Origin of the sequence: Streptomyces sp. PA03-1a, from assembly GCF_033792805.1 — a bacterium.
In the GTDB taxonomy this organism is placed as follows: Bacteria; Actinomycetota; Actinomycetes; order Streptomycetales; family Streptomycetaceae; genus Actinacidiphila.
On the sequence record NZ_JARAVO010000150.1, the window covers coordinates 1 to 23,296 of the forward strand.

Consider the following 23,296-nt stretch of genomic DNA (forward strand, 5'->3'; position numbering starts at 1 on the left):
CACGGCGGCCCCTGATCACTGCGGGCCACCCGGTCCGGCGTCAGTCCCGTCGCCGTCCTGCAACCGCTCTGGCTTCGGAACTCCACCACCGCACCGTCCCTGCACACTGCAACTAGCTGTACTGCGGATACTGCTGACCGGCAGTTCGTCTCTGCCAGGCCCTCTGGTCCCTCTGGGCTACGAGAGAAACCATAACCACACCACCGTCCAATGTCTACTCCAGCCAACACAGATTTCTGCGTGTTCGACACTGAGGTAATCGGCTGCGAACGGGGACAACCGCGGGGCCGCCAGCGCCGGGTTGACGGGCCGCGGGCCTGGGCACAAGCACCCAGCGGGTGCACAGCCAGCCCCGGTTCTCACCGCTGGCCCCATGGCTTCGGGGACCTGGCCCTACGTCGTTCCCGCCCCTTTAGCCAGCAAGGGGGACTGGGTGCGCGGCCGAATAGGGGGCCGACATCGTCCAGACCGTCGGCCGGGCCCTGCGTATGCAGCCCGGCGAAGGCAATACGGCCTCCCTGGTCGTCCCGGTCTTCCTCAGCCCCGGCAAGGAGCCCGACGACATGGTCTCTTCCCGCTCCTACGAGGGCCTGACCAAGGCCCTGAGCGCACTGCGCGCACATGACACCGAGGCCGTCGAGCAGCTGGCCACCCCGCAGGCGGCCTCCCGGCGGCGGTCCGCCCCATCTGGGGCTGCCGGTGGAGGGCATGGCGCGGTGGGAGGCGTCAGTGCGCCGGCGAGTGGGCTGCTGTCGTTCTCTGCGCCGCGGGACCCTGCGCAGCTGGCGGCGTTCATCAGCCTGCGGGTGTTGTAGCCGGAGTCCGAGTTCTGGCGGCGCGGCCTGCAGGCAGCCCTCGCCTACCACGGCGACCACGGCGACCTGCGCGTCCCTTACGGACACCGCACTCCCGACGGTTTCCCCCTCGGTATGCGGATCACCCGCCAGCGCCAAGCCCACACCCGCAGCCTTCTCGACGCCGAACGGGTTCAGCAGTCGACGAGCTCGGCATGATCTGGAGCCACGGGGAGCTCGCCTTCACCGAGGGCCTGGCCGCTGCACGAGGCCGGGCCGCCGAACACGGCCATCTCCTCGCCCCACCGACGCCACCTGGCAGGGCTACCCCATCGGCCAATGGCTGAAGAACCAGCGCGCAGCAGCCCGCCGCAGCAGTGCAGCTGGTAGCCGGAAGGCCGCAGGGCTGAATCGCGACCGGCGGCAGGCACCCGAAGACATCGACCCCGCCTGGTGCCCCACCTGGCCCGTGGTGTGGCAACGCTGCTTCCACCTCGCCCGCACCTACCACACCGCCGGCGGCACACTCCCTGACCGGGACGCCCAGCTCGTCATCCAAGGCGAAGACATGGGCCGCTGGATCCACACTCAGCAAACCCAGTGGGACACCCTCACCACCGTCCAGCAATGGCTCCTGACCGAGATCCTCGGCATCACCACCGCTCCGGAGGAACGCACACCAGCCCTGAGGGCTGCAAAGCCGAAACGCACCCGGGCACAGATCTGGGCCGCCAACCTCACCGCCGCCCGCCAATACGCCCAACGGGAAGGACACCTCAACGTCCCCCGCCCCCACATCGAGACCATCGACGGCACCGAGCACCCTCTTGGCGTAGTCACGTTGATCGGGTGCATGCCCGAGGGCGTCGAGCCGGCGGTGGGTGAATTCCCCGCCTTCTGAACCAGGGGCGCTAGCGCGATGTCCGGCTCGGCCGAGGGCGGAGGACCGGTGAGCGCGCCGTCGGCAATACCAGCCGACCTGGTGAAGTGAACGGCGTACCTCCATCCGTCCGGAGTCCGGTACAGGACGAGACTGGTCAACGTCCCCCCCCGGCCGCCGTTTACTCGCCATGCCGGCGAGGGACTGCGCACTCGCCGCCCATGCGGCGCGTTCGGCGTCACCGGGACGTACGCGCCCCCGACCGTCCGGGTAAACGGATGGTCGAGGGCGAGCGTGACGCGACAGGATGCTCCGCATGACATTGCCCACCCCCGAGTTGCACACCGCTCGCCTGCGACTGCGGCCGTTCACCGACGCCGACGCTGCGCCGCTCTACGCGCTGCACAGCAGCACCCACGTGCTGCGTTACTGGGACTCCCCGCCGTGGACCGAACCGGCCCGCGCCCAGCGCTTCATCGCGACCTGCCGGATGATCGAGGAGGAAGGCACGGGAGCGCGGGTGGCCGTCGACCGCGTCTCCAACGGCGCGTTCATCGGCTGGTGCGGCCTGACCAGATGGAACCCGGACTTCCGCAGCGCGTCCCTGGGCTACGTCTTCGGCGCCGCCGCGTGGGGCCACGGCTACGCCACGGAGACCGCGCACGCCGTCCTGCGGTGGGCGTTCGACACCCTGGACCTGAACCGCGTCCAGGCCGAGACCGACACCCGCAACGTGGCGTCCGCCCGGGTCCTGGAGAAGCTCGGCTTCGTCCGCGAAGGCACCCTCCGCGAGGACTGCGTCGTCAACGGCGACGTCTCCGACTCCTGGGTCTTCGGCCTCCTCCGCCGCGAGTGGCACCCGACGAGCACGCCGACGGCCGGTCGATAGGACCGAGACTTGCCAGCTTTTCAGTCCACAACCTCCACCGAGGTCACCGTGACTCGCTCCGGCGAGCTCAACGTCTTGGCTTGCCCCACCGATCCCGCCCATCCGCGCCGCTGGAGCATGGAGCGCCAACATTCTCATCTGCGTACTCGGGTGCTGTCGCTTGTCGTGAACATCGAACAGGCTGCGGCCCGGGTGCCTTCCGAAGCACTGAATAACTGCTGTCGTCACCGGTGAGCGAAGCCACCACGCACCTCTGGCACTGTTCGCCCGTGTCCCCGGGCAAGTGCCCCGGCCTCGCATGGACAGGGCACTACCCAAACCGGCGTCTCTCCTTCGGCGTACCACTGGGCCGGTGCCCGGGGAAGTCGCGACCGATCTGGGGTGCACCAGCTGTCCACCAAGGTGTGGGGCGGCTCGATCATCCGCCGGAAGCGCACGAAATCATGGCCGGGGCGCGGAGTTGGGTCGCGTCCGGGTGCCACTGCTGCGGCGGCTGACGGGTGCCTTGGGCTGAGGTCTTCCACCGAGCCGGGGTACTCCTACGGGCGCGACGGGCGGGTGATGCGGGTCCTGGTGGCCCAGGACGCTCCCGAGCACACGCTTGGGGCGTCCGGAGGCGCCGCCGGGCGCGTTGCGGACAAGCTCAGCCGCGGAAAAGGGGCGGGCCGCGCGCCGGGTCGGCACGCCCGCGCGGGACAGTCGGGCAATCTCCCGTCCACCGCCGTGGCACATATCCGGGCCGCGCAGCCCGGGAGCCCAAAGCAGGTGCGAGCGTCGGGGCAGGCTCGCCGCACCCGGCGGCCAAGCCCTGCCGTCTGCGCTCCCCTGCAGACGGCAGGTCTTCCCTTCGACGACCCAAGTGTTCCGCCAGACGCTGCTGACTGCGTTGCGGGCCGAGGAGGATGCGTGACCCATTCCCGTCCCCTGTTTCCAGGCGGCTTTGTGCCGCACCGGCCCGCTGCAGGCGCCGCCGACGAGGAGCAGCAGTCCGGCGTAGGCGCCGAAGCGGCCGGCGAGGTAGGCGTGTGCGACCGGTCCGGAGGAGGCGCTGCCGGTGCCGGAGGCGGACACCGAGGTGGTGGAGGTTGCGCCGATGGAGAAGGTGTAGGCGCCGGCCACGGGATGGCTGTCGGCGGAGACCACGTGGTAGGCGACGGTGTAGGTGCCGTGGGCCAGTGGATTGACGCGCCCCGCCCTGCACCCCTTCACCCCCGCGCAGGCCCGGGGCATCTCATCCAAGCTGGAACGATCGGTCATTCCAAATGTTAGGCCCCGATCACACCCTCCGCGCGAGACGCCGACTCGGCCACGCCTCGCCCATTCGGGATAGATCGCCAGAATCTACGATAAAATCATCTTGTGGCCGCATATGAGAATCTCGTCGTGGCCAGTCAAGGGGATTCCGTCTGGATCACCCTGAATCGGCCTGAACGCCGAAATGCCTTGAGCTGGGAGCTGCTTCGCGAGTTGCAGATGGCACTGACCGAGGTGGCGGGCTCTCCGGCGGTAGGGGTTGTTCTGGCGGCGAATGGACCGGTTTTCAGCGCCGGGCATGACTTCTCCGACGTGCTCGCACAGGACGCCAAGGGCATTCGGGAGCTGCTGCATCTGTGTACGGACGTCATGCGGCTTCTTCAGTCCGCACCGCAAGTGGTGGTGGCCAGAGTGCATGGTTTGGCCACGGCCGCAGGTTGTCAGCTCGTGGCATCGTGTGACCTGGCGGTGGCGGGTGAGTGTGCCGGATTTGCACTTCCCGGCGGCAAGGGGGGGTGGTTCTGCCACACGCCTGCCGTGCCGGTGGCCCGCTCCATCGGACGCAAGCGACTCATGGAGATGGCCCTCACCGGCGAGGTGATCGGTTCCCGTACCGCCCTGGAGTGGGGACTGGTCAATCGAGTGGTCCCCGACGGCGAACTGGACGAGGCGGTCGAGGAACTCCTCGCCCGGGCCAGTCGTGGCAGCGCGGCCAGCAAGGCGCTGGGGAAGCGAACCCTCTACGCACAGCTGGACCGTCCCGAATCCGACGCTTATGAGATCGCTTGCGAGGTCATGGCTGATGCCTCTCAGACCCCGGCAGCTCGCGAAGGCATTGCATCCTTCCTGGAGAAGAGGCCGCCGGTGTGGCCCGAGTGACGAATGAACGGAGCCCTGAGACGACGATGCAGGATTCCACGTCGGTGCCGATGCTCATCATCGGCGGGGGGCCGTTTGCGCTGTCGGCGGCCGCGCTCGCAGGTGACCGAGGCGTGGATGCGGTCGTGGTCGGACGGCCGATGGGGTTCTGGTCCGAGCACATGCCGCCGGGAATGCTGCTGCGTTCGGGCATCGACTGGCATCTGGACGCCACCGGCGTCTACACCCTGGAGGCCTATCTGCGGGAACGGGCCCTCTCACCCAAAGAGGTTGATCCGATTCCCGTGGAGCTCTTTCGTGAGTATGCCGACTGGTTCCGCCGCGCCAAAGGCATCACCCTGAGGCAGGACCTGGTCACGCGCCTCACCCACCGGGACGGCACGTTTTACGCAGAGCTCGACAGCGGCGGGCGGATACGCGCCGATGTCGTGGTCGCCGCGGCGGGTATCAGCTACTTCACCCGACTACCCGATTGGGGCGGCTCGATCCCGTCGGGCCGCGCGTCCCACAGCTGTGACCTGGTCCGCTTCGATGCCCTGTCCGGGCAGCGTGTGCTCATCGTCGGAGGCCGACAGAGTGCGTATGAGTGGGCGGCTCTGATCGGTGAACACGGGGCGGCTCGCGTCGATGTGGTGCACCGCCATCCCATGCCCCGTTTCGCGTCGGTGAGTTGGACGTTCTTTGACGACTACCTTGAGGCCACGATGCGGGGTTCCGGATGGTGGCGCCGCTTGCCGGTTCCCGTACGGGAAGCAATCCTGGCGCGATGTTGGGAGGCCGGCCGCGGCACGCTGGAGCCGTGGCTGCCGGCGCGGCTCGATGCGGCCGACGTCCGGATCTGGCCGGAGACCGCAGTGGTCCTGGCGGAGCCGACAGTGGACGGCGGGCCGGTGCGGATCACGATGTCGAACACTGAGTCCTTGACCGTGGATCAGGTGATCTTCGCCACTGGATACGCGGTCGAACTGGCCCGCGTCCCGTTCCTGGCGGACCTGGTGGAACGCATCAAGATGCGAAATGGCTCTCCAGTGCTGGACGAAGCCCTCCAGAGCACCGTTCCTGGGCTGTATCTCACCGGCTTCTCCGCGGCGCAGGATTTCGGGCCGTTCTTCGGTTTCGTCAAGGCCGCTCCGGCATCCGCCGCCCTGATCATGCGCGACATGCTGGCACGTACGGGCTGAAGTGGCGCTCCAGTCTGCATCGAAGCTCACATGGGCCTGGGTCCATCTCGAACACGCATATGTGCGAGCCGGTGCCGCGTCAACGTTTCGCTGCGACCGTCGCCGACTGTGGGCCCACGGCTGGCCGACGACCGCAGAACCGCGAAACGCTTTGGTGACGGGTCAGTTGGGCGCGTTGGCGTTCTGCGTGGGAGCCGCGAACTCCTCGGGCCCCCCGCAAGGCCGGGCGGACACCGGCCGTGACCCCGGCTGGACTCTGTACCGGTCACGGTCCCGGTGGTAGGCCCAACGCTGGTGGCGGGGGCGGGGATTTCGGTAGGGGTGGGCCCGGTGCCGGCCGCACGCTTCGCTCCGTCAGCCAGACGCGGGCGGCGGGCGATGGGGTGGGGGCTGCGGTGGCGACTGGCAGAACGCGTCGATGGTGTCGGCCACTTTCAGCGCGTGCGCGGCACCGGCTTTCGCCGCCTCCCGGGCGGTACCGCCCATCTCTCAATTTTCACGGTCGATAACCGGGAGGGAGCGACAGGAGGTTAGCCCCTGCCGGTGGGGCGGAGCGCTTCCCTTCGCATAGACGGCGTTGACGATGCCGTCCGGCTGGTCGTCAGTGGGCTTCAGCATCGTTGAGCTTCATCGATCTGTGAGAGCGCGGTTGAGACGCGCAGGGGGTGGTCAGGTGTCGTCGTCGGTGAGGAAGCCGCGCATCGGCACAGGCGGCAAGCCCTCGGAGAGCGCAGCCGCGTGACGGCGCAGGTCAGCCATGAAGTACGGGGTGAGCTGGGGGTGGTGGAGGACGGCTGCCAGGACCATGCGCTCGACGTGCTCGGCATAGAGCACAGGCCCGGGCGGGGGCTGATCAGGGTCGGACGTACCGACCAAGGTCTTGGGCATGTGCGCCTCACAGATGGCATGCGCGCCTCACAGATGGACGGAGAACGGTCTCGACAGCTACGAATGAGGCTGCTGGAGCGGCAGCGTCGACCGCAGGGGGATGCCGGTGGCCGCGCCTTCAGGCAGAGCGGCGGTTCCTAGGGATTGGGGGCCGGTCGCGGATGTACTGGCGGTGGCGCACTCGGGTCGAAGGGCTCCCATTCGGTGCTCGTGTGGTCCGCGGCCGCGTCATTGCCGGCGTGCGTGGAGCAGCGGTGCTTGTACCAGCACAGTTGCTCGGCATACGGCAGTCCGGTCAGGTCGTAGACCCCCATCAGTTCCTGCGCGATCGGCAGGCGTCCGCCGCCGGTGCCAAGCAGTGGATCCCCTGGCTCCAGGCGCCACGTACCCGGCAGGGCACCTGGGTCCTGGACCGATAGAGGGCAGCGGCGGCGGCTGCGGGTGTGGGGCCCGGGTAGCGGGTGTAGAGCAGGCACACCATCGGCCGAACCGCCAAGCAGGGCGACGCAGGGGCTGACTCCTGCTCGGAACGAGGCGTGAACAAACCGGCGTCCTGCCGCCGGCGCGCATTCACACCCAACGTACACCGCACCTCCGCCAGCAGCAGGCTCCGGTTGCCCGCCGGGCCGGCCGGGCACACGGCGTGATGCCGAACCCGGCACCAGGCGCTCCGTCCTGGCCGGAGTGGGCGGCGCCGGAGGAGACATGCCAGCGCTCCAGCAACGCCGCTGTCACGGAGCGCGGACCAGGCGTCTACCAGGTGAGGGCCTCCTACGTTGTCGATCGCGACGGGTGTTCTCGTAGATCCACTTCAGCTACAGGAGCACGTCCGGTCTGTCGATCGGAGTTATGAGCGTTCACCTTTCCCGGCCGGGTGGTGCGCGCCTGTGCCGGGAATCGAAGAAGACCGTATGTCGCATCTGCACTCTAAAGTGCAGACGAAACAAATGTCTTCGTCAACTAAAGTGGCCGCTGTGACTTCGCAGCGCAGCAACAGTGCAGAGGGCCCGGAAGCCGGGGTCCACATGGAGGACAACTTCGGCTTTGCCCTCGGTGTGGTCTTCCGCGCCTACGCCAAAGTCGTCGAGGCGGCCGTGGCCGAGATCCCCGGGGGCCCCCGCGGCTACTTCACGCTCATGGCTGCCCTCCAGGGCCACGCCAACAGCCAGCGGGCCTTGGCCAAACGACTAGGAATCGACCGCACGATCATGACGTATCTCCTGGACGACCTGGAGCGGGCTGACCTGGTGGAACGCAAGCCGGACCCCGCCGACCGCAGGAGTCGGCGCATCGTCGCCACCGAGCACGGAAGACAGCGCTGGGAGGAACTCAGCGGCCCGGTCGGCCTGGCCGAGCAGCAGCTCCTGGACGTTCTGCCCGAGGAGGCGCGGACCACATTCCGTACCTTGCTGCGCACCCTGGCCCACCACGTGAGCCCGGACGACCCCATGATGGGGCACTCCTCGCAGGAGGTCGCCGACGTCGATGTCTCCCAGAAACCCGACCGGCCGCCGGGTGGTCGCACGCGGCAGCAATCCATCACCTGACTTCGCAAGGCGATGACACATACCGGTGACCGCACGGGTTCGCAGGGTGGGGAGGCGGCCTCGGGCGTTACTCATCTCCTGGAGTACCACCCGGGAGTGGTGCGCTACCGGGATATGGCCGACGGCGCCGCACCGACAACCCCGCCGGAAAGTGCGACCCCTGCCTCCTCACCGAGGGGCCAGCGTCACAGTAGGACGCATGGCAGCTGACACGCCAGATAGACGTTGGCCGGCTCGACCAGGCCCTTGGCTTCCGGGTCCCGCAGCTTGCAGAGCAAGACTTGATCCCCAGCAGACTGGCGAACGCGGCAAAGTCGTCGGTGAGTTGCTGGTCACCGGACCGGCAGGAGCCGACGGCTCCCTGGTTGTCCCAGACCAGCACCCACGGAACCGCCCCCAACTCGGTCAGCGGCCGCCAGTGCCCGGCGATCAAGTTGGCTCCGGACCGGGAAGGCATCATCCGCGCAGTGATCCACCGCCAATAGCCCGCGACCACCAACACCGGCGGCCGTCCGACCTGCCCGAAGCCCAGTGGGATGTCGGCGGGCGGGAACCACAGGTCGCAAAGACCGATCTCGCCCGGCTCATAAACCGTCCGCGAGCCGGATCCGGGCGATAGGCCGGCCGCAGATTCGGTTCCCGGCCCTGAGCACACCCAGGCCGGTCCCAGCCGATCCGCTCGGCAATCACCGTCGCCGGCATCTCCCACCACTGCTCGAGCGGTTCAAGAATCCGCAGCTCGACCGCATCCACGATCGCGCGCGGCCCCGGGTCTGTTCTCGTCACTCTGCGTGCTGGAGCTCCGAGGTCTCCGCGCTCCTGGCCGCGACCTTCGACTGGCGCTTCGGATTGCCGGCGTTGACGGCGAAGGACGCGACCAGTGCAGCGGCAGCGAGGAATCCGGTGCCCCACCAATAGGCCATGGAGTAGCCGTGCACCAGCGACAGGTTGGTGAGGGATGTGGAGCGGTGGTGGGAAGCGACGTATCCGGTGGTGGCGCTCGCGGCGATGGTGTTCAGCAGCGCGGTGCCGATGGAGCCGCCCATCTGCTGCGCGGTGTTGGTCATCGCGGAGGCGACTCCGACATCGCGGGGCTCGACACCGTGGGCTCCCAGGCTGAACGCGGGCATGAACGCCGTGCCGATTCCGACACCCACCACGATCTCGGCAACCGCGATGAAGCCGAACGAGGAATCGACGTCAAGCAGGGCGAGCAGCAGCACACCGGCGCCGGACACCGCGTAGCCGACACCCATCAGCAGGCCGGGCCGAACCCGGTGCGAGAGGCGGGCGCCGATCTGCGTAGAGCCGATAGCCTGCGCGGCGGCCATCGGGATAAAGGCCGCACCGCTCTGCACCGGCGAGTATCCCTTCACCAGCTGGAAGTAGTAGCTGAGGAAGAGGAACATCCCAAACATGGACATGACGGACAAAGCCAAGGAAAGATAGGAGCCCGCGCGGTTGCGTTCCGTGAGGACGCGCAGCGGCAGCAGCGGTGACTTCACCTTTGCCTCCAGCACGACGAAGGCCGCCAGCAGGAGGGCGGACAGGACGAACATGCCGATCGTCACACCGGCACCCCAGCCGTCGCTCTCCGCTTTGGCGAAGCCGAACACCAGGGCGACGGCACCGCCGCTGGCGAGGATGGCCCCCGGGACGTCCAGCCGTCCGCGGCCCATGTGCGCGCCGGCGTCACGGACGACGGCCAGGACGCCGATGATGCCGATGGCAGCGATGGGGAGGTTGATGTAGAACCCCCAGCGCCAGTCGGTGTACTCGGTGAACACGCCACCGAGCAGCAGGCCGAGGGCGCCGCCCGCGGTGGCGATGGCGCCGTAGATGCCGAAGGCCTTGGCACGCTCCTTGGCATCGGTGAACGCCAGCGAGATCAGCGCCAGGGCGGCGGGGGCGAGGAGCGCGCCGAAGACGCCCTGGAGGGCGCGGGCAGTCAGGAGCGTGGACAGGTTCTGCGCCGCGCCGCCGACGCCCGAGGCCAGGGCGAAGCCGACCAGCCCGATCACGAACACCCTCTTGCGGCCCCAGAGGTCGCCCAGGCGCCCGCCCAGAATGAGCAGACCTCCGAAGGCCAGGCCGTAGGCGGTGATGACCCATTGCCGGCCGCCGTCGGTGAAGTGGAGGTCATGCTGAGCAGACGGCAGAGCGATGTTCATGATCGCCCCGTCGAGGAAGACCATCAGCTGGGCTATGGCGATGAACAGCAGGGCCAACCAGCGCCGGGGGTCGGGATGGTGGACGTCTTGAGACATGACTGGCATTCCTTGAAGGTGTCGGTTGTCGGCCAGGCTCTTTCAGCCGGGCCGCGTGAGTGGAAGGTCTGCGCCGTGCCGGTGGTGCAGGCGCGCTCGATGGCGTAGGTCAGGCCCGGGACATGACATGACGTCGGGCGCCATCTTGATTCCGCCGGGCCGGGTCCGGGGCGAGCCGGGAGGCCATGCGGGCGTCGTTGCCGCACATGAGGTGACGGAGTTCGGCGGGCGCGTCGTGACCCCCGCACGACTCGGATACCCGGAGGAAGCGGACAACGGTGTCCGCGCCCTACACTCCGGCCAGGAGGCAATTGGCGGCTTGCATCAAAGGCTCTTCACGGTCGTTGCACGCGGCTGCGGCGGCCCGCGCCGAACCTTGTCGCGACGTGCTGACGTCACGGCGAGATGGGGCCCAGTCCTGACCCCTCCGCCGAACCGGGCATCCCACCTCCATTCTAACACGAACGATCGTTAAATTAAGCGGGCAGGTAAATGCCCGGCTGTCGTGCGGTGACAGGACTGGTCGGCACCCGGCGCTGCGGAGTCAGCGAAGGCAGTTCAGGGCGACCTCCGCGGCCCGCGTCAGCGCGGCCCGATCCGGATTTATGGCCCCCATGACCCGCAAGCCCTGGAAGGTCATGGCGAGGAATCCGGCGAGGTCTGCGGCGCTCCGACCGGCCGGGATCTCGCCCCGCCCTTGCGCCTCGGCAATGACCTCGAAGAGTGTGAGCTCCAGCAGCTGCGTCGTTGCGCGAAGCCGCTCGGCCACCTGCGCATCGCTGTGCGCACGCTCCATCGCCGCCCCCACAATGAGGCATGACGCTTGGCCGGGACCGCAGGTCACTTCGTCGATCACCGCCGCGAAAGCCGCACGGATCGTCTCCCTCGCGTCACCGCCGGCGCGCAGCATCTCGATGAACGGCAGCGCGTAGCGCCGCCGGTACAAGTCCAGTGCAGCCAGGTAGAGACCTTCCTTGCTGCCGAAGGCCGCATAGATCGAACCACTGCCGATCTCCATGGCGTTCGCCAGGTCCCGCACGGAGGTGCCACCGTATCCGGTACGCCGGAACGCCTGCATCGCCGCGGTGACGGCGGCTTCGGTGTCGAACTCGCGAGTACGTGCCATAAACCTGACCGTACCTATTGATGGAACGTTCGGCAAATAAAGGTGGAGGTCTTGCGGCTGGTCATCGCCGACTGCTCCTGGACAGGTTTTGCGGGCACGGGTGGGGGGACATCTGGTCTTGAAGGCACGTCGTGCGACGTCATCCGGCGGTCGCCACCAGCGCGAGGCCTGTAGGGTCCTGCAGCGGGTCCTCCCGGCATGCGCGAAGGCCGGGGGTGATCTCTCTTGCCGCAGTCCTGTAGCGCCGTGCACTCCCCCAAGGCCAGCGGCCACCGCAGGCTGGGATGGCGCCGATGACCTCTCCGGCTTCAGGGCTGGATAGTGAGGCACCGCAGATGCGGGTGGTCCTGGCGTCCACGACGCCTACCGATCGAGCTCCCCGTCCACGGCGCGAACGCCGGCGACGGAGCGGATGAATCGGCCGTGCGCTCAGGCGGCAGGCGGCCGCTCGACCGCGGCACACGCCGCGTCCTTGGCAGCGGCGGGTATCGCCGGGTTCTGCTCAAGCCTGCCCGCGGCAAAGGTGCCGTCGATGAGCGGGGTCAGTTGGCCCCGGCGCATCAAAGCTAACAGACAAGTCTGTCCGATACGGACGATGCCCTGTTCACATCCTGACGGCCACCCATAGCACGCTCCGCTGCCCCCTTGAGGAGCGCAAGGCGGTGTCCGCGACACGATCACGCCGCGCTGGGCACCCGAGTGGCGTCTGCGGACTGCGCGTCCGCGGGCGATACTGAAACTTACTTTTCATTAGTGACTAATGTTCCTCTTGGCCGCCGCAGGCGTCGGCCGCACCATGGGACGCATGACCGAGCACATCCGGCCCTCACCGGCCGATAGCCCCGTCCGCCGTTGCTGACGCGACGGCTGGTCACCGTGGCGGCCGTCCGCATGACGGGTTGGGACGGGTCGACGGCGAACGCATCCAGGACGAGGTGACGCCTCGACCCGCGCAGGCCTTCACATCTGCCCCCCGCGCTCCTGTCGTGCGGCGTGACCGGGATGCCGGTCTGCGCTGACGGGGTCTGTTGTGGCCCTGGCGGCAGTTTCAGCCTGAGTGCGGCCGCGCGCCCAGGCTTGCGGTCAACCTCGGTCCGGCCCAATGGCCGTCCCACCACAAGGAGGAAAGACGATGGCGTCTCCTGCCAAGCTCGCACATGTGGTCCTGCGGACGCAGCACCTGAAGGAAATGCGGGAATGGTATGTGACCGTGCTCGACGGCAAGGTCATGCACGAGGACCCTGCTTCGGCTTTTATCACCTATGACGATGAGCACCACCGGATCGCGCTGGCCAATATGGGCGACCTGGAGAACCCCGACCAGGCCGAGCCGGTCCGACCGATCGTGAAGCGGGAGAGGCCCGTCCCCATCACCGCGGACACCGACATCTTCCAGGCGCTCGCCGGTCCTGCCACGGGGTTGTTCCACATCGCCTTCACCTACGACACGCTCCTGGAGCTGCTGGACACCTACCAGCGGCTGGCCGCTGCCGAGATATGGCCGGTTCTGGCGATGAACCACGGCGTGACCACCTCGATGTACTACCGGGATCCAGAGGACAACCTGGTGGAACTGCAGATCGACAACTTCACCACGGCGGAGGAGGCCGAAGACTTCATGCAGGGCGAGGTCTGGCTCCGCCGCCCCGGTGGCGCCCCGATCGACCTCGACGACCTGGTGCAGCGCTTCCGGGCCGGCGAATCCTTCGAGGACCTGGTCAAGCCGACCTGGTGATTTCCTAAAAGCACCTGCCTCTCGTCTTTGTGCGGGTACACGAGAGGCAGGTTGCCCGCGGCGACCCTCGCGCGGGCCCTGGTTGGTGCGGCGGACGATCCCGGACGGACAGCCGCCCGCCGCACCAGCCTCCCCTCCCCCGCGGCTGATGTCCCGGCGGGACGTCGTGTGCCGACCGTCGCTGCTGATCGCGACGGTCTGAAACGAGCACCACGCAGTGGATCCCAGCAGCTCCCGCAGCGGCAGCAAACGAACGTGTGGCCGCGACAACCGATTTGGAGAAACAGCACATGTCCCAGGCATCCGACAGCCGTCCCAGTGTCGTGGTGATCGGAGGCGGCTATGCCGGCATCCGTGCGGCCCGGGAGCTGGACGACATCGCCGACGTCGTCCTCGTCGAGCCGCGCGACTCCTTCCGCCACAACATCGGTTCACTGCGCGCGACGGTGCAGCCGGACTGGGCGCCCAACATCTTCATGTCCTACGAACGCCTGCTCACGCGGGGCAGCGTGGTGCACGATCGGGCCGCACGAGTCGAGCCGGGCCGCGTCGAACTGGTCTCGGGTGAGGTCCTGCGTCCGGACTTCCTGGTGCTGGCGACCGGATCGAGGTACCCCTTCCCGGCCAAGGACGCGGAGGAGAGCAGCGAAAGGTCCAAGGACAACTACGCCAGGACCGCCAAGGAGCTGGAGCGGGCGGACCACGCAGTGATCCTGGGCGCGGGTGCGGTCGGTATCGAGATGGCCGGTGAGATCCTGGCGCAGTGGCCGGACAAGAAGGTCACCCTCCTCGATCCTTCCTCGGACGTGCTCGGCGGCAACTACCCCGAAAAGCTGCGGACGGCACTGCGGAAGATGATCACCGAGTCCGGAGTGGACCTGCGCCTGGAAGAAGGCCTCACGGAACTGCCCGAGGCGCCGGCCGGGGTGGTGGCGCCGTTCACGGCGCAGACCACCACGGGCCAGACGATCGAGGCGGACCTGTGGTTGCGCTGTTTTGGCGGGACGGTGCCCTCCGATTATCTCGCCGGGAGCCTGGCAGCGGCCCGAAACACCTCGGGAACCGTGCGGGTGGGCGACGACATGCGGGTCGAGGACCACGAGACCGTCTACGCGGTGGGCGACATCGCCGGTCTCGGCCTGCCGACGGCGTTCCTCGCCGACCTGCAGGCGGAGGTGGCCGCAAAGAACATCCGGCGGCACATCGTCGGTGAGGAGGAGGGGCAGGACGCCACGTTCGCAGACCCCTTCCCGCACCTCGTCGTGCCCTTCGGCCCGGGCAAAGGAACCGGCTGGCTGGTCAACCAGGAGGATCTGCTCGACGATGCCTCGGTCGCGCAGCTCAAGGGCGACCACCTGCTCGTGGACATGTACACGGACAAGCTCGGCCTGACCGAGGGCGCTTGGGCCCTCGGCCACTGAGCCTGCCGCAACGGCCACCCATCGGGTGAGCCGGCATTCAGGAGGGTGACACCCCACGCGCCAGATCGCGGGCGTGTCAGCCACGCCCGGGGTCACCCTCCACCGGGGCCACCCTCCACCGGGGCCACCGAGAAGGCTCACTCAACGACGCACAACCCCTAATCCCGAAGACGAGGCTCAGTGATGGCTGAACCAACCACCGCGGCGGAGCGGCAGCCTGGTACCGAACCCGACCTTGCGGCCCTGCGGGCCCGGGTGGCGTGCCTGGACGTGATCCACGCGATCTTCCGATGGGTCGACGACGGCGAGGCCGCGCGCACCGTGGAACTGTTCACCCCGGACGGTGAAATGGTGATGGGTCCGTGGTCCTTCTCGGGAGCCGGGCTGGCCGCAGCCATGCAGGCCCGGCAGGAGGAGAGCGCCAAGCAGGGCGTCCACGTCCCGGCCGCCTCCTCGTTCCGGCTGCTGTCGCCCACTGAGGCGGAGGCGCAGACGTACCTGCATCTGTACCGGCAAGCAGACCAGCGGGCGGGCACTGCTCCGGTGCCTCGTGCGGTGACGCTGCTCACGGACCGGTTCGTGCAGGGCGACGACGGCCGCTGGCGCATCGCCCGGCGGGTCGTGGACATCATCGCGGGAGGTGAATGACCGTGCGCCTCTACCGCACGACCGCGGGGCTGGCCCGCGGCGAGGGTGATGAACTCGCCCTGCTGGACCTCCCCCACCTCGATGTCACCGATGTGCTGTCGGAGGGCATCGAACGTGCCCGATCCGCCCGTGTCCGCAGCAGAATACCGATGCGTGAGGCGGTGCTCCTGCCACCGGTGGCGGCCCCGGGCACGGTGGTGATCGCCGGTGCGAACTACCGCGACCACGTGGCGGAGGCCGGCATGCCCACCCCCACTGCCCCGGTCTTCATCACTGTGACGGGCATGAGCGCAACCGGGCCCCACGACCCCATCTGGCTGCCGGCCGAGGCCCCCTCGCAGGTCGACTACGAGGCAGAACTCGCCGTGGTGATCAGCAGGCCGGGGCGGGACATCCCGGTGGGACGGGCGTGGGAGCACGTCGCGGGGTTGATCGCGGTCAACGACGTCTCCGCCCGCGACGTACAACTGGCGGCGATGACCGAAGGCGTCGTCACCGACATCGACGGAGTGCGGAGGGGAAAGTCCTTCCCGCATTTCAAGCCCATGGGTCCGGCACTGGTCACCGTGGACGAGACCGGCACCGACTTGGACCTGGCGATCCGCACATACGTCAACGACGCGGTGCGCCAGGACTCCCGTACCAGCGAGATGATCTTCTCTGTCCCGGAAATCATCTCGCATGTCTCGGCCACGACGCCCCTGCTGCCCGGCGACGTGGTGCTGACCGGGACACCCGGCGGCGTCGCCCTGGCGACCGGCGGATACCTGCGCTCCGGTGACGTGGTCACCGTGGAGATCGAGGGGCTGGGCCGGCTCCGCAACCCCGTACGCATGGCTCCCACGGCCACCCGTTAGACGGTACGTCTGCCGCCGACCAGGTCCGGCGGCAGACGTGCTCCAGCCGTGTGCCAACACGGTGATGATCCCGCGCGTGCGCCCAATTCGAAGTGAAGGAAAGTCAGATGGACAAGGTGGTCGGCTCGGCACACGACGCGGTGGCCGATATCCCCGGTGGCGCCACCCTCGCGGTCGGCGGCTTCGGACTCTCGGGCATCCCCTCCACCCTCATCTCCGCTCTTGTCGCCGCAGGTACTTCCGGTCTGGCCGTGGTGTCCAACAACTGCGGTGTCGACGACGGCGGCCTGGGACTCCTGCTGCGGGCCGGCCGCATCGCCCGCATGACCTCCTCCTACGTCGGCGAGAACAAGGAATTCGCCCGCCAGTACCTGGAAGGCGAGCTCGAGGTGGAGCTGGTGCCCCAGGGCACCCTCGCCGAGCGGCTGCGCGCCGGCGGCGCGGGCATCCCGGCCTTCTACACCCCGGCCGGTGCAGGAACCCTCGTGGAAGAGGGCGGCCTGGCCTGGCGTTACGCGCCGGACGGCAGCATGGCGGTCGCCTCCCCGCCCAAGGAGGTGCGGGAATTCGGCGGCCGCCGGTACCTGCTGGAAGAGGCCATCGCCACCGACTTCGCGCTCGTCCGGGCGGCGGTCGCAGACCGGCACGGCAACCTCGTCTTCCACGCCGCCGCCCGCAACTTCAATCCGCTGTGCGCCATGGCCGGCCGGACGACCGTGGTGGAGGCCGAGCGGATCGTCGAGCCCGGCGAGATTCCGCCCGACGCCGTCCATCTGCCGGGCGTCTACGTCGACCGCGTGGTGGCCGCCGACGTCGCGGACAAGCGCATCGAGCGCCGCACGGTGCGCGTGCCGGGCGACGTCTGACTCACCCCTCGACACCCCACACCCGCCACCAACACGACGCAGGAGGAACAGTGACGACCACCGAAACCCACAGCGGCGATCTGCGCGACGCGCTGGCCGCACGCGCGGCCAGGGAACTGACCGATGGCCAGTACGTGAACCTCGGCATCGGCCTGCCGACTCTGATCCCCAATCACATTCCCCCCGGCGTGCACGTAGTGCTGCATGCCGAGAACGGGATCCTCGGCGTCGGCCCCTACCCGTACGAGGAGGAGGTGGACGCGGACCTGATCAATGCCGGGAAGGAAACCGTCACCGTGCTGCCCGGCGCCGCCTACTTCGACTCGGCGGCGTCCTTTGGCATGGTCCGTTCCGGCCGCATCGACACGACGATCCTCGGTGCCCTGCAGGTGTCTGCCTCCGGAGACCTGGCCAACTGGACGATTCCCGGGAAAATGGTCAAGGGCATGGGCGGCGCCATGGATCTCGTCCACGGCGCCCGCAGGGTTGTCGTGGTCATGGAACACACTGCCCGCGACGGGTCTCCGAAGATCGTCCGGGAATGCACCCTGCCGCTCACCGGCCGCAGGGTCGTCGACCGGATCATCACCGAGCTCGCGGTGTTCGACGTGACTTCCGACGGCCTGCATCTGGTGGAACTCGGTCGCGGCGCCACTGTCGACACGGTGCGCGCGGCAACCGAGCCGCCGTTCTCCGTTGCCGACCCGCTGCGGTGAGCGACATCAAAGTGCCCGTCAGCTGTCGCGAGTCCACGGTCAGGTAAGTGGTGCAAAAATAGAAGAGGGCGGCAATGGCCGGCGATCAGAACGAACGCGACGCGACGGGCGTGCATCTGATGGCCAGCGCATACAAGCGCTGGCAGAACATGCCACCTGTCATGCTCAATCTGTCGCGGGCGGACGCCTGGATCGTGATGGTCGGTCTGCAGACGGCAGTGGCACATCCGCTGGTCTCCGGCGGCCCGATGAGCGCGGCTATGGAAGAAATGGGCCGACGGATTCAGAGGCGATCTGCGATGATCCGGAGGTCTACGCTGTGGCCGAGAGCGGCTGGAACCGGATCTACGACGTCTTCCCAACCGATGTCTGAGCAGGACGCACCCACCGGCCCCCAAATCCCATCCGGGGAGTTCGGCGACGCGCCTGCGATATCGCACAGCCAGACACCGCTCACGAAGTGACACGCCATCTTCGGGGCAGACCCGTTTTCCCGATTTCATCCGCCTGATCCTGATACGTGCATGTCGTCTACGTCATAGAGCACGTGCAGGCGCGCTGGATCCGACGCTTTGGGGCGCATTCAACCGCGCGGCGGGAATTCTGCGTGTCGCCGGTGATCAGCGTGACAGTGCGCACGTCCACAGGTCCGACGCCGGTTGCGGTGAGGCCCCGTACAGCCCCAGCCTTCACCTGCGCCGACACAGGCCACCAGCTGATGGACCTCATCAAAAGTGCTTCAGCCGAACGGGCTGTACACGTCTTCGGCTGACCCGGCCGGATGCCCCGGCCGGACACGACCCCTCCCTACCACGCATACGCGACTTCGGCCCATGAAGAGGAATCATGAAAACAGTGGGAGTATCCCAATTCGGAGGGCCGGAAGCCCTGCGCGTCTTTGAGGTGCCCGAGCCTCATGCCGGTCCCGGACAGGTACGCATCCGGGTCCACGCCGCCACGGTGAACCCTGGCGACCGCTACCTGCGCAATGGCGCGCTGGGACCCACCTCCCCCGCACCCCCTTATGTCCCCGGCATGGAAGCAGCCGGGGTGCTGGACGAGATCGGCAGCGATGTGAAAACCGATCTGCGTCTCGGAGACCGGGTGATGGCCATGGCCGACCCGAGGGGTCCCCTGGGCGGCGCCTACGCGCAATACGTCGTCCTGCCCGCGGCGCAGGTCGCCCGTGCGCCGCAGGGGACGACCCATGCCGAGGCGGCCACCCTGCCCATGAACGGGCTGACCGCGCGGCTCGCTGTCGACCTGACCGGGCTTTCACGGGGGCAGACGCTCGCGGTCACCGGCGCAGCAGGAGCCGTCGGCGGCTACGTGACCCAGATGGCCAAGGCGGACGGACTCACCGTCGTCGCGGACGCCTCCCAGGCCGATGAGGAACTCGTGCGCTCATTCGGTGCCGACATCGTCGTACCGCGAGGGGCCGATGTTGCCCAGCACATCCTGCGAGCAGTCCCGGCGGGAGTAGCAGGGCTGATCGACACGGCGGTCATCGGCTCGGCGGTGGTGGCCCCGGCCGTCCATGACGGCGGCGTCATAGTCACCGTCCTCGGCGAAGGATCCCGCGCCGTCAGCCCCGAGGAGATGCGGCGGCGGTCTCTGCGCATGCACATGGCCTTCGTCCCGGACTACCTGGGCGACCGCAGCCGGCTCGATGACCTGCGTGAACAGACTGAAGCCGGAAGGCTGACCCTACGCGTGGCTCGCACCTTCCCTCCCGAACAGGCCGCCGAGGCCCACCGTCTGATGGAGGCCGGCGGCGTCCGCGGACGCCTCGTCCTGGAGTTCTGAACCGCCTGAGGCGGCCAGCCGCGTCACCGATCTCCGGTCTCTCGCTCCGCGGGACGACCGCCTCAGGGGAACGGACCGCTCAGCGCGACGCGTGGAACGCGGCGCGCTGAGTTTCCGGGCCGCGGGGGCCAGTGTCCGCCCGGTGCCAATCACGTGTTGCTTCCCGACCGCCAGGTACGGGTGGGGAACACGGTCCCGGTGAAGTGAGGGCCGATTGTCGCGGTGCCTGGCCGGGAGAGCTCGCCGACGAGCGCGTGCCGGGAGCACGCTGCCGAAGCCGTAACCGACGTAACGGAAGACCTGGTCGAAGCCGAGTGCGCTGCCGCGTTGATCGCTGCCGGTGTTCTCCACGATGAGCGCCGGTGCGGTGCAGAAGATGATGCCGATCCCGATGCCCGCCAGGAGCATCGCGGCCACCAGGCCCGGCAGGCTGTGCCGCCAGAGGGCGAACAACGCCATCGCGGACATCATCACGACGCCGGCCAGCGGCAGCGTCCAGCGTGCCGGGAGCCACCTGCCCAGTCGGCGGGTGATCCATCCGGCGGCGAGACTTCCCAGCGCCTGCGGGAGCATGAGAAGACCGGCTACCACGACGGACTTGTCGAGCCCTCCGGTCGTCGACGGTGCCTGAATCATGCGGGTACTCACGGACAGCAGCAGGTACATGCCGATCCCGGGCAGCAGCACGGTGACATCAATGCCGTGACGTCGGCGCCCCACTGGGCGGCGACCTCAAGGCGCTCGGCGGGACCGCCGATCACGATGACCCGGCGCGCACCCTCGGCGACCGCCTTGGCTACGGCGAACAGTCCGACCGGTCCGGCGCCCTGCACCACGACCGTGTCGGCCGCGGCTATGCGGCCGAGCCGTTCGAAGCCGTGCATCACCGTGCGCAGCGAGCACGCCGCGGCGGAGGCCACCGCGTCCGGGACATCGTCCGGTACGCGGACCCTGCCCGCGGTCGGGTACACGTACCCGTATTCGGAGCAGCCGCCGTGCAGGAACGGGTAGGTGTGAGCGCTCTCGGTCATGTAAACGGCGCAGGTTCTCGCACAGGCTCGGCTCGCCGTCGATGGCGCGGGCGCGGCAACGGCCGCACATGCCGTGGGTCCGGACGATCCGATCGCCCTCTGCGAGCGGCTGGCCGAGCGAGTCGGTGGACCTTGTTCCGCCACCCCAGGCCGGACCGCTGGAACTGCGCTACGAAAAGCTGCTCATATCGAGCACCGGTCAAACGCTGATCACCTACCACGCACAGCCAGGCAGCACCTCCGAGGAACGCCTCCGCCTCCTCGCAAGCATGATCGCTCCGGACCGTGCCGGCAGTTCACCGGCCGCCGACCAGCCTGCACCCCGGCAACACCGCCTCATAACCATCGGGTGCAACATCATCAGCCGCACCGAAAATGCGCGCGCACGGTGCGGCCGGCGGCGCTCCGCGGCCTGAGTACACCAGCGCGTGAGGTGTCCTGCCCACACACACGCGGCATGCGACGACCTTTCGCCGGTGCCCCGCGGTAGTCGTCCGTCTCTTCGCCCAGACGCCGGGAATGCGCAGCTTCATAGATGTGTTGCTTCCAATACCATACATCTGGCAGATGAACTACCTGACAGCCCATCCAGGGGAAGTGCATGCCCGACTACGGCCACGAACTCTTGCTCGGCACATTCATCACCCCCACCGCACAGGACCCGGCGCAAGCCGTGGCGCTTGCGGAACTCACGGAGGCTGCCCGGCTGGACGTCGCCACGTTCCAGGATCATCCGTACAATGCGGACTTTCTTGACATCTATACGCTGCTGACCTGGGTGGCGGCCAGAACCAGCCGCATCCGCGTATCGGCGAACGTCACGAACCTGCCCTTGCGGCCACCGACGATGCTCGCCCGGACGGCGGCGAGCATCGACGTCCTGTCCAAGGGCCGATTCGGACTCGGACTCGGCGCGGGCGCCTTCCCCGACGCCGTTCACGGCATGGGGGGACCCCGTCTGAGCCCTGGGCAGGGCGTCGAGGCTCTCGACGAGGCGATCGACATCCTCCGCGGCGCCTGGGACATCGGCCGCGACGACGCCCGGCTGATCCGGACCTTCGGCGAGGAGGTGGCGCCCGCCCTGCGTGAGGCCGTCGCCCGCGAGCGGTCGACCGCCCCCGCCGACACCGGCACGGTGCCCGACCGAACGGCTGTCGTCCTCGCCGAACGGCGCGACACCATCGACCACGACGCGGTCCCCGAATCCCTGGCGAAGAAGGTCGTCGAGCCGGGCGACTCGGCCTATGAGGACGTCCGCCACAGCTACGTCCATCCCGGATCGCCCGCCCTGGTCATCCGGGCCGAGAACTCCGACGACGTCGTTGCCGCCCTCGCCTGCGCGCGCGCTCAGAACGTAGCGCTCTCGGTACGCAGCGGCGGCCACGGCATCAGCGGCCGGTCCACCAACGACGCCGGCATCATCATCGACCTGTCGAAGATGAACTGCGCCGAGGTCCTGGACCGGGCCATCGGACTCATCCGCGTCGGCCCCGGCGCACGCTGGGGACATGTCGCCCGCGCGCTCGCACCGCACGTACTGGCCATGAGCTCCGGCGACTACGGCGACGTCGGTGTCGGCGGCCCCGCCACCGCCGGCGGCCTGGGTTACCTGGCCCGCAAGCACGGCCTGACCATCGACCACCTCACCGCCGCCGAGATCGTCGTCGCCGACGGCCGCAGGCTGCGCGTCGACGCCGAGCACCACCCGGAACTGTTCTGGGCGATCCGGGGCGCGGGCGGCAACTTCGGCATCGTCACCGCCTTCGAACTGCAGGCGTACGAGTTCGAGAGCGTCGCCTACGCCACGATGGTCGTGGACGCCACCAACACGGCCGACTTCCTCCTGAAATGGGGACGGCTGGTCGAAGCCGCCCCGCGGGAGATCACCAGCTTCATATCGATGTTCCCCGGCCGCCGCGGCGGGCCAGTCACCGCACAGATCACCCTGGTCTACGCGGGAGACGACACCGAGGACGCGCAGAACGCCCTGACCCCGTTCCTGGGCGCCGGCCCGGTCCTGGACCAGAGGGCGCAGCTCGTCCCCTACCACACGATCGTCGCCCCGCCCGAGAACCAGCACCGCGGCCAGGGCCTGGGAAACACCCGCAGCGGGCTGCTGGCACATCACCCCGGAGGCCGCCGGCATCATCGAGAAGGCGATGAAGTCGGGCGACGTCATGGTCATGCAGTTCCGCTCGATGGGCGGCGCCGTTCACGACGTCCCGGAGGACGCCATGGCCTGGTCGCACCGCACCCAGAACTTCTCCGTCATCGCCGCCACCGCCTCCAGTCATGTCACCCGCATGAACGCCCACTGGGCACGGCTGTACCCGCACCTGAACGGCATGTATTCCAGCTTCGAGACGGACACCGACCCGACCCGTCTGGTAGACGCCTTCCCCAAGCCCGTCCTCACCCGGCTCCGCGCCCTGAAGGCCGCATGGGATCCGGACAACGTCTTCAATCGCAACTTCGCCATCCCGCCCGCGGCGCCCTCCGACGGTGCCGCCC

23 protein-coding genes and 1 pseudogene are annotated in these 23,296 nt (G+C 68.4%); 18 read left to right on the forward strand and 6 right to left on the reverse strand.

All coding sequences use genetic code 11. The features are described 5' to 3' along the window. Positions 1–488 precede the first annotated feature (488 nt). From PV341_RS28955 to PV341_RS28970, 4 genes are all read left to right on the forward strand, one after another. The gene (locus PV341_RS28955) at positions 489–815 is read left to right on the forward strand and encodes a hypothetical protein (protein ID WP_500331017.1); all 327 of its coding nucleotides are present in this window, start codon (positions 489–491) and stop codon (positions 813–815) included. 66 nt (positions 816–881) lie between these two features. Further along, on the forward strand, positions 882–1,013 hold the full coding sequence (locus tag PV341_RS28960; protein WP_500331092.1) for a helicase associated domain-containing protein: 132 nt from the start codon (positions 882–884) through the stop codon (positions 1,011–1,013). A gap of 250 nt (positions 1,014–1,263) precedes the next feature. Next, positions 1,264–1,695: a helicase associated domain-containing protein gene (locus tag PV341_RS28965; protein ID WP_500359375.1), complete on the forward strand. Its 432-nt coding sequence runs from the start codon at positions 1,264–1,266 to the stop codon at positions 1,693–1,695. A 295-nt stretch (positions 1,696–1,990) separates the two neighbouring features. Continuing rightward, positions 1,991–2,563: a GNAT family N-acetyltransferase gene (locus PV341_RS28970; RefSeq protein WP_500331020.1), complete on the forward strand. Its 573-nt coding sequence runs from the start codon at positions 1,991–1,993 to the stop codon at positions 2,561–2,563. 441 nt (positions 2,564–3,004) lie between these two features. On the opposite strand, the gene PV341_RS28975 is transcribed toward PV341_RS28970, so the two are convergent. Further along, positions 3,005–3,820, reverse strand: a complete 816-nt coding sequence (locus PV341_RS28975) for a copper resistance CopC family protein (RefSeq protein ID WP_500359376.1) — start codon at positions 3,818–3,820, stop codon at positions 3,005–3,007. Between the two features lie 102 nt (positions 3,821–3,922). Between PV341_RS28975 and PV341_RS28980 the strand changes: the two genes are divergently transcribed. Next, on the forward strand, positions 3,923–4,696 hold the full coding sequence (locus tag PV341_RS28980) for an enoyl-CoA hydratase-related protein (protein ID WP_500331023.1): 774 nt from the start codon (positions 3,923–3,925) through the stop codon (positions 4,694–4,696). 26 nt (positions 4,697–4,722) lie between these two features. Beyond that, complete coding sequence (locus tag PV341_RS28985) at positions 4,723–5,877, forward strand: NAD(P)-binding domain-containing protein (RefSeq protein ID WP_500331024.1); 1,155 nt, start codon at positions 4,723–4,725, stop codon at positions 5,875–5,877. Between the two features lie 669 nt (positions 5,878–6,546). Here PV341_RS28985 and PV341_RS28990 read toward each other — a convergent pair. Next, positions 6,547–6,765, reverse strand: a complete 219-nt coding sequence (locus PV341_RS28990; protein ID WP_500331026.1) for a hypothetical protein — start codon at positions 6,763–6,765, stop codon at positions 6,547–6,549. Between the two features lie 254 nt (positions 6,766–7,019). On the opposite strand from PV341_RS28990, the gene PV341_RS28995 reads away from it, so the two are divergent. Both PV341_RS28995 and PV341_RS29000 read left to right on the forward strand, forming a co-directional pair. After that, positions 7,020–7,184, forward strand: a complete 165-nt coding sequence (locus tag PV341_RS28995) for a hypothetical protein (protein WP_500331027.1) — start codon at positions 7,020–7,022, stop codon at positions 7,182–7,184. 555 nt (positions 7,185–7,739) lie between these two features. Continuing rightward, the gene (locus PV341_RS29000; protein WP_500359377.1) at positions 7,740–8,312 is read left to right on the forward strand and encodes a MarR family winged helix-turn-helix transcriptional regulator; all 573 of its coding nucleotides are present in this window, start codon (positions 7,740–7,742) and stop codon (positions 8,310–8,312) included. A 782-nt stretch (positions 8,313–9,094) separates the two neighbouring features. Here the strand turns inward: PV341_RS29000 and PV341_RS29005 are convergent. Both PV341_RS29005 and PV341_RS29010 read right to left on the reverse strand, forming a co-directional pair. Then, positions 9,095–10,579, reverse strand: a complete 1,485-nt coding sequence (locus PV341_RS29005) for a DHA2 family efflux MFS transporter permease subunit (RefSeq protein WP_500359378.1) — start codon at positions 10,577–10,579, stop codon at positions 9,095–9,097. A gap of 544 nt (positions 10,580–11,123) precedes the next feature. Further along, positions 11,124–11,705 carry a TetR/AcrR family transcriptional regulator gene (locus PV341_RS29010; RefSeq protein WP_500359380.1) on the reverse strand — a complete coding sequence of 194 codons (582 nt, stop codon included), beginning with the start codon at positions 11,703–11,705 and terminating at the stop codon, positions 11,124–11,126. A gap of 1,132 nt (positions 11,706–12,837) precedes the next feature. Between PV341_RS29010 and PV341_RS29015 the strand changes: the two genes are divergently transcribed. From PV341_RS29015 to PV341_RS29050, 8 genes are all read left to right on the forward strand, one after another. Continuing rightward, a complete protein-coding gene (locus tag PV341_RS29015) occupies positions 12,838–13,440 on the forward strand; it encodes a VOC family protein (protein ID WP_500331033.1) in 603 nt (200 codons plus the stop codon). A gap of 290 nt (positions 13,441–13,730) precedes the next feature. After that, a complete protein-coding gene (locus PV341_RS29020) occupies positions 13,731–14,861 on the forward strand; it encodes an NAD(P)/FAD-dependent oxidoreductase (protein WP_500359381.1) in 1,131 nt (376 codons plus the stop codon). 183 nt (positions 14,862–15,044) lie between these two features. Further along, complete coding sequence (locus tag PV341_RS29025) at positions 15,045–15,509, forward strand: nuclear transport factor 2 family protein (RefSeq protein ID WP_500331036.1); 465 nt, start codon at positions 15,045–15,047, stop codon at positions 15,507–15,509. Between the two features lie 2 nt (positions 15,510–15,511). Further along, on the forward strand, positions 15,512–16,366 hold the full coding sequence (locus tag PV341_RS29030; RefSeq protein ID WP_500359383.1) for a fumarylacetoacetate hydrolase family protein: 855 nt from the start codon (positions 15,512–15,514) through the stop codon (positions 16,364–16,366). A 107-nt stretch (positions 16,367–16,473) separates the two neighbouring features. Then, the gene (locus PV341_RS29035) at positions 16,474–17,232 is read left to right on the forward strand and encodes a CoA transferase subunit A (protein WP_500331040.1); all 759 of its coding nucleotides are present in this window, start codon (positions 16,474–16,476) and stop codon (positions 17,230–17,232) included. Positions 17,233–17,282: 50 nt separating this feature from the next. Continuing rightward, entirely contained in the window at positions 17,283–17,948 is a 666-nt protein-coding gene (locus tag PV341_RS29040) for a 3-oxoacid CoA-transferase subunit B (protein WP_500331042.1), read from the forward strand. 74 nt (positions 17,949–18,022) lie between these two features. Further along, entirely contained in the window at positions 18,023–18,412 is a 390-nt protein-coding gene (locus tag PV341_RS29045) for a hypothetical protein (RefSeq protein ID WP_500359384.1), read from the forward strand. A gap of 382 nt (positions 18,413–18,794) precedes the next feature. Beyond that, entirely contained in the window at positions 18,795–19,754 is a 960-nt protein-coding gene (locus tag PV341_RS29050) for an NADP-dependent oxidoreductase (RefSeq protein WP_500359385.1), read from the forward strand. Here the strand turns inward: PV341_RS29050 and PV341_RS29055 are convergent. Together PV341_RS29055 and PV341_RS29060 are read right to left on the reverse strand one after the other, a co-directional pair. Then, positions 19,656–20,420: an MFS transporter gene (locus PV341_RS29055; RefSeq protein WP_500359387.1), complete on the reverse strand. Its 765-nt coding sequence runs from the start codon at positions 20,418–20,420 to the stop codon at positions 19,656–19,658. The two genes, PV341_RS29050 and PV341_RS29055, sit on opposite strands and share 99 nt — an antisense overlap. Beyond that, entirely contained in the window at positions 20,399–20,785 is a 387-nt protein-coding gene (locus tag PV341_RS29060) for a hypothetical protein (RefSeq protein WP_500331047.1), read from the reverse strand. Before PV341_RS29060 ends, PV341_RS29055 begins: the two co-directional genes overlap by 22 nt. A gap of 601 nt (positions 20,786–21,386) precedes the next feature. Between PV341_RS29060 and PV341_RS29065 the strand changes: the two are divergent. Both PV341_RS29065 and PV341_RS29070 read left to right on the forward strand, forming a co-directional pair. Beyond that, positions 21,387–22,415, forward strand: a pseudogene (locus PV341_RS29065) (LLM class flavin-dependent oxidoreductase); the annotation flags it as partial. 715 nt (positions 22,416–23,130) lie between these two features. After that, positions 23,131–23,296, forward strand: a 166-nt coding sequence (locus PV341_RS29070; protein ID WP_500359388.1) for a BBE domain-containing protein, incomplete at its 3' end; no start/stop codon positions are given.

Coding starts and splice junctions, on each gene's coding strand:
- PV341_RS28955 (WP_500331017.1), top strand. CDS start 489: ATGCAGCCCGGCGAAGGCAATACGGCCTCCCTGGTCGTCCCGGTCTTC.
- PV341_RS28970 (WP_500331020.1), top strand. CDS start 1,991: ATGACATTGCCCACCCCCGAGTTGCACACCGCTCGCCTGCGACTGCGG.
- PV341_RS28975 (WP_500359376.1), bottom strand. CDS start 3,820: ATGACCGATCGTTCCAGCTTGGATGAGATGCCCCGGGCCTGCGCGGGG.
- PV341_RS28985 (WP_500331024.1), top strand. CDS start 4,723: ATGCAGGATTCCACGTCGGTGCCGATGCTCATCATCGGCGGGGGGCCG.
- PV341_RS28990 (WP_500331026.1), bottom strand. CDS start 6,765: ATGCCCAAGACCTTGGTCGGTACGTCCGACCCTGATCAGCCCCCGCCC.
- PV341_RS29005 (WP_500359378.1), bottom strand. CDS start 10,579: ATGTCTCAAGACGTCCACCATCCCGACCCCCGGCGCTGGTTGGCCCTG.
- PV341_RS29010 (WP_500359380.1), bottom strand. CDS start 11,705: ATGGCACGTACTCGCGAGTTCGACACCGAAGCCGCCGTCACCGCGGCG.
- PV341_RS29015 (WP_500331033.1), top strand. CDS start 12,838: ATGGCGTCTCCTGCCAAGCTCGCACATGTGGTCCTGCGGACGCAGCAC.
- PV341_RS29020 (WP_500359381.1), top strand. CDS start 13,731: ATGTCCCAGGCATCCGACAGCCGTCCCAGTGTCGTGGTGATCGGAGGC.
- PV341_RS29025 (WP_500331036.1), top strand. CDS start 15,045: ATGGCTGAACCAACCACCGCGGCGGAGCGGCAGCCTGGTACCGAACCC.
- PV341_RS29035 (WP_500331040.1), top strand. CDS start 16,474: ATGGACAAGGTGGTCGGCTCGGCACACGACGCGGTGGCCGATATCCCC.
- PV341_RS29045 (WP_500359384.1), top strand. CDS start 18,023: ATGGCCGGCGATCAGAACGAACGCGACGCGACGGGCGTGCATCTGATG.
- PV341_RS29050 (WP_500359385.1), top strand. CDS start 18,795: ATGAAAACAGTGGGAGTATCCCAATTCGGAGGGCCGGAAGCCCTGCGC.
- PV341_RS29055 (WP_500359387.1), bottom strand. CDS start 20,420: ATGTACCTGCTGCTGTCCGTGAGTACCCGCATGATTCAGGCACCGTCG.
- PV341_RS29060 (WP_500331047.1), bottom strand. CDS start 20,785: ATGACCGAGAGCGCTCACACCTACCCGTTCCTGCACGGCGGCTGCTCC.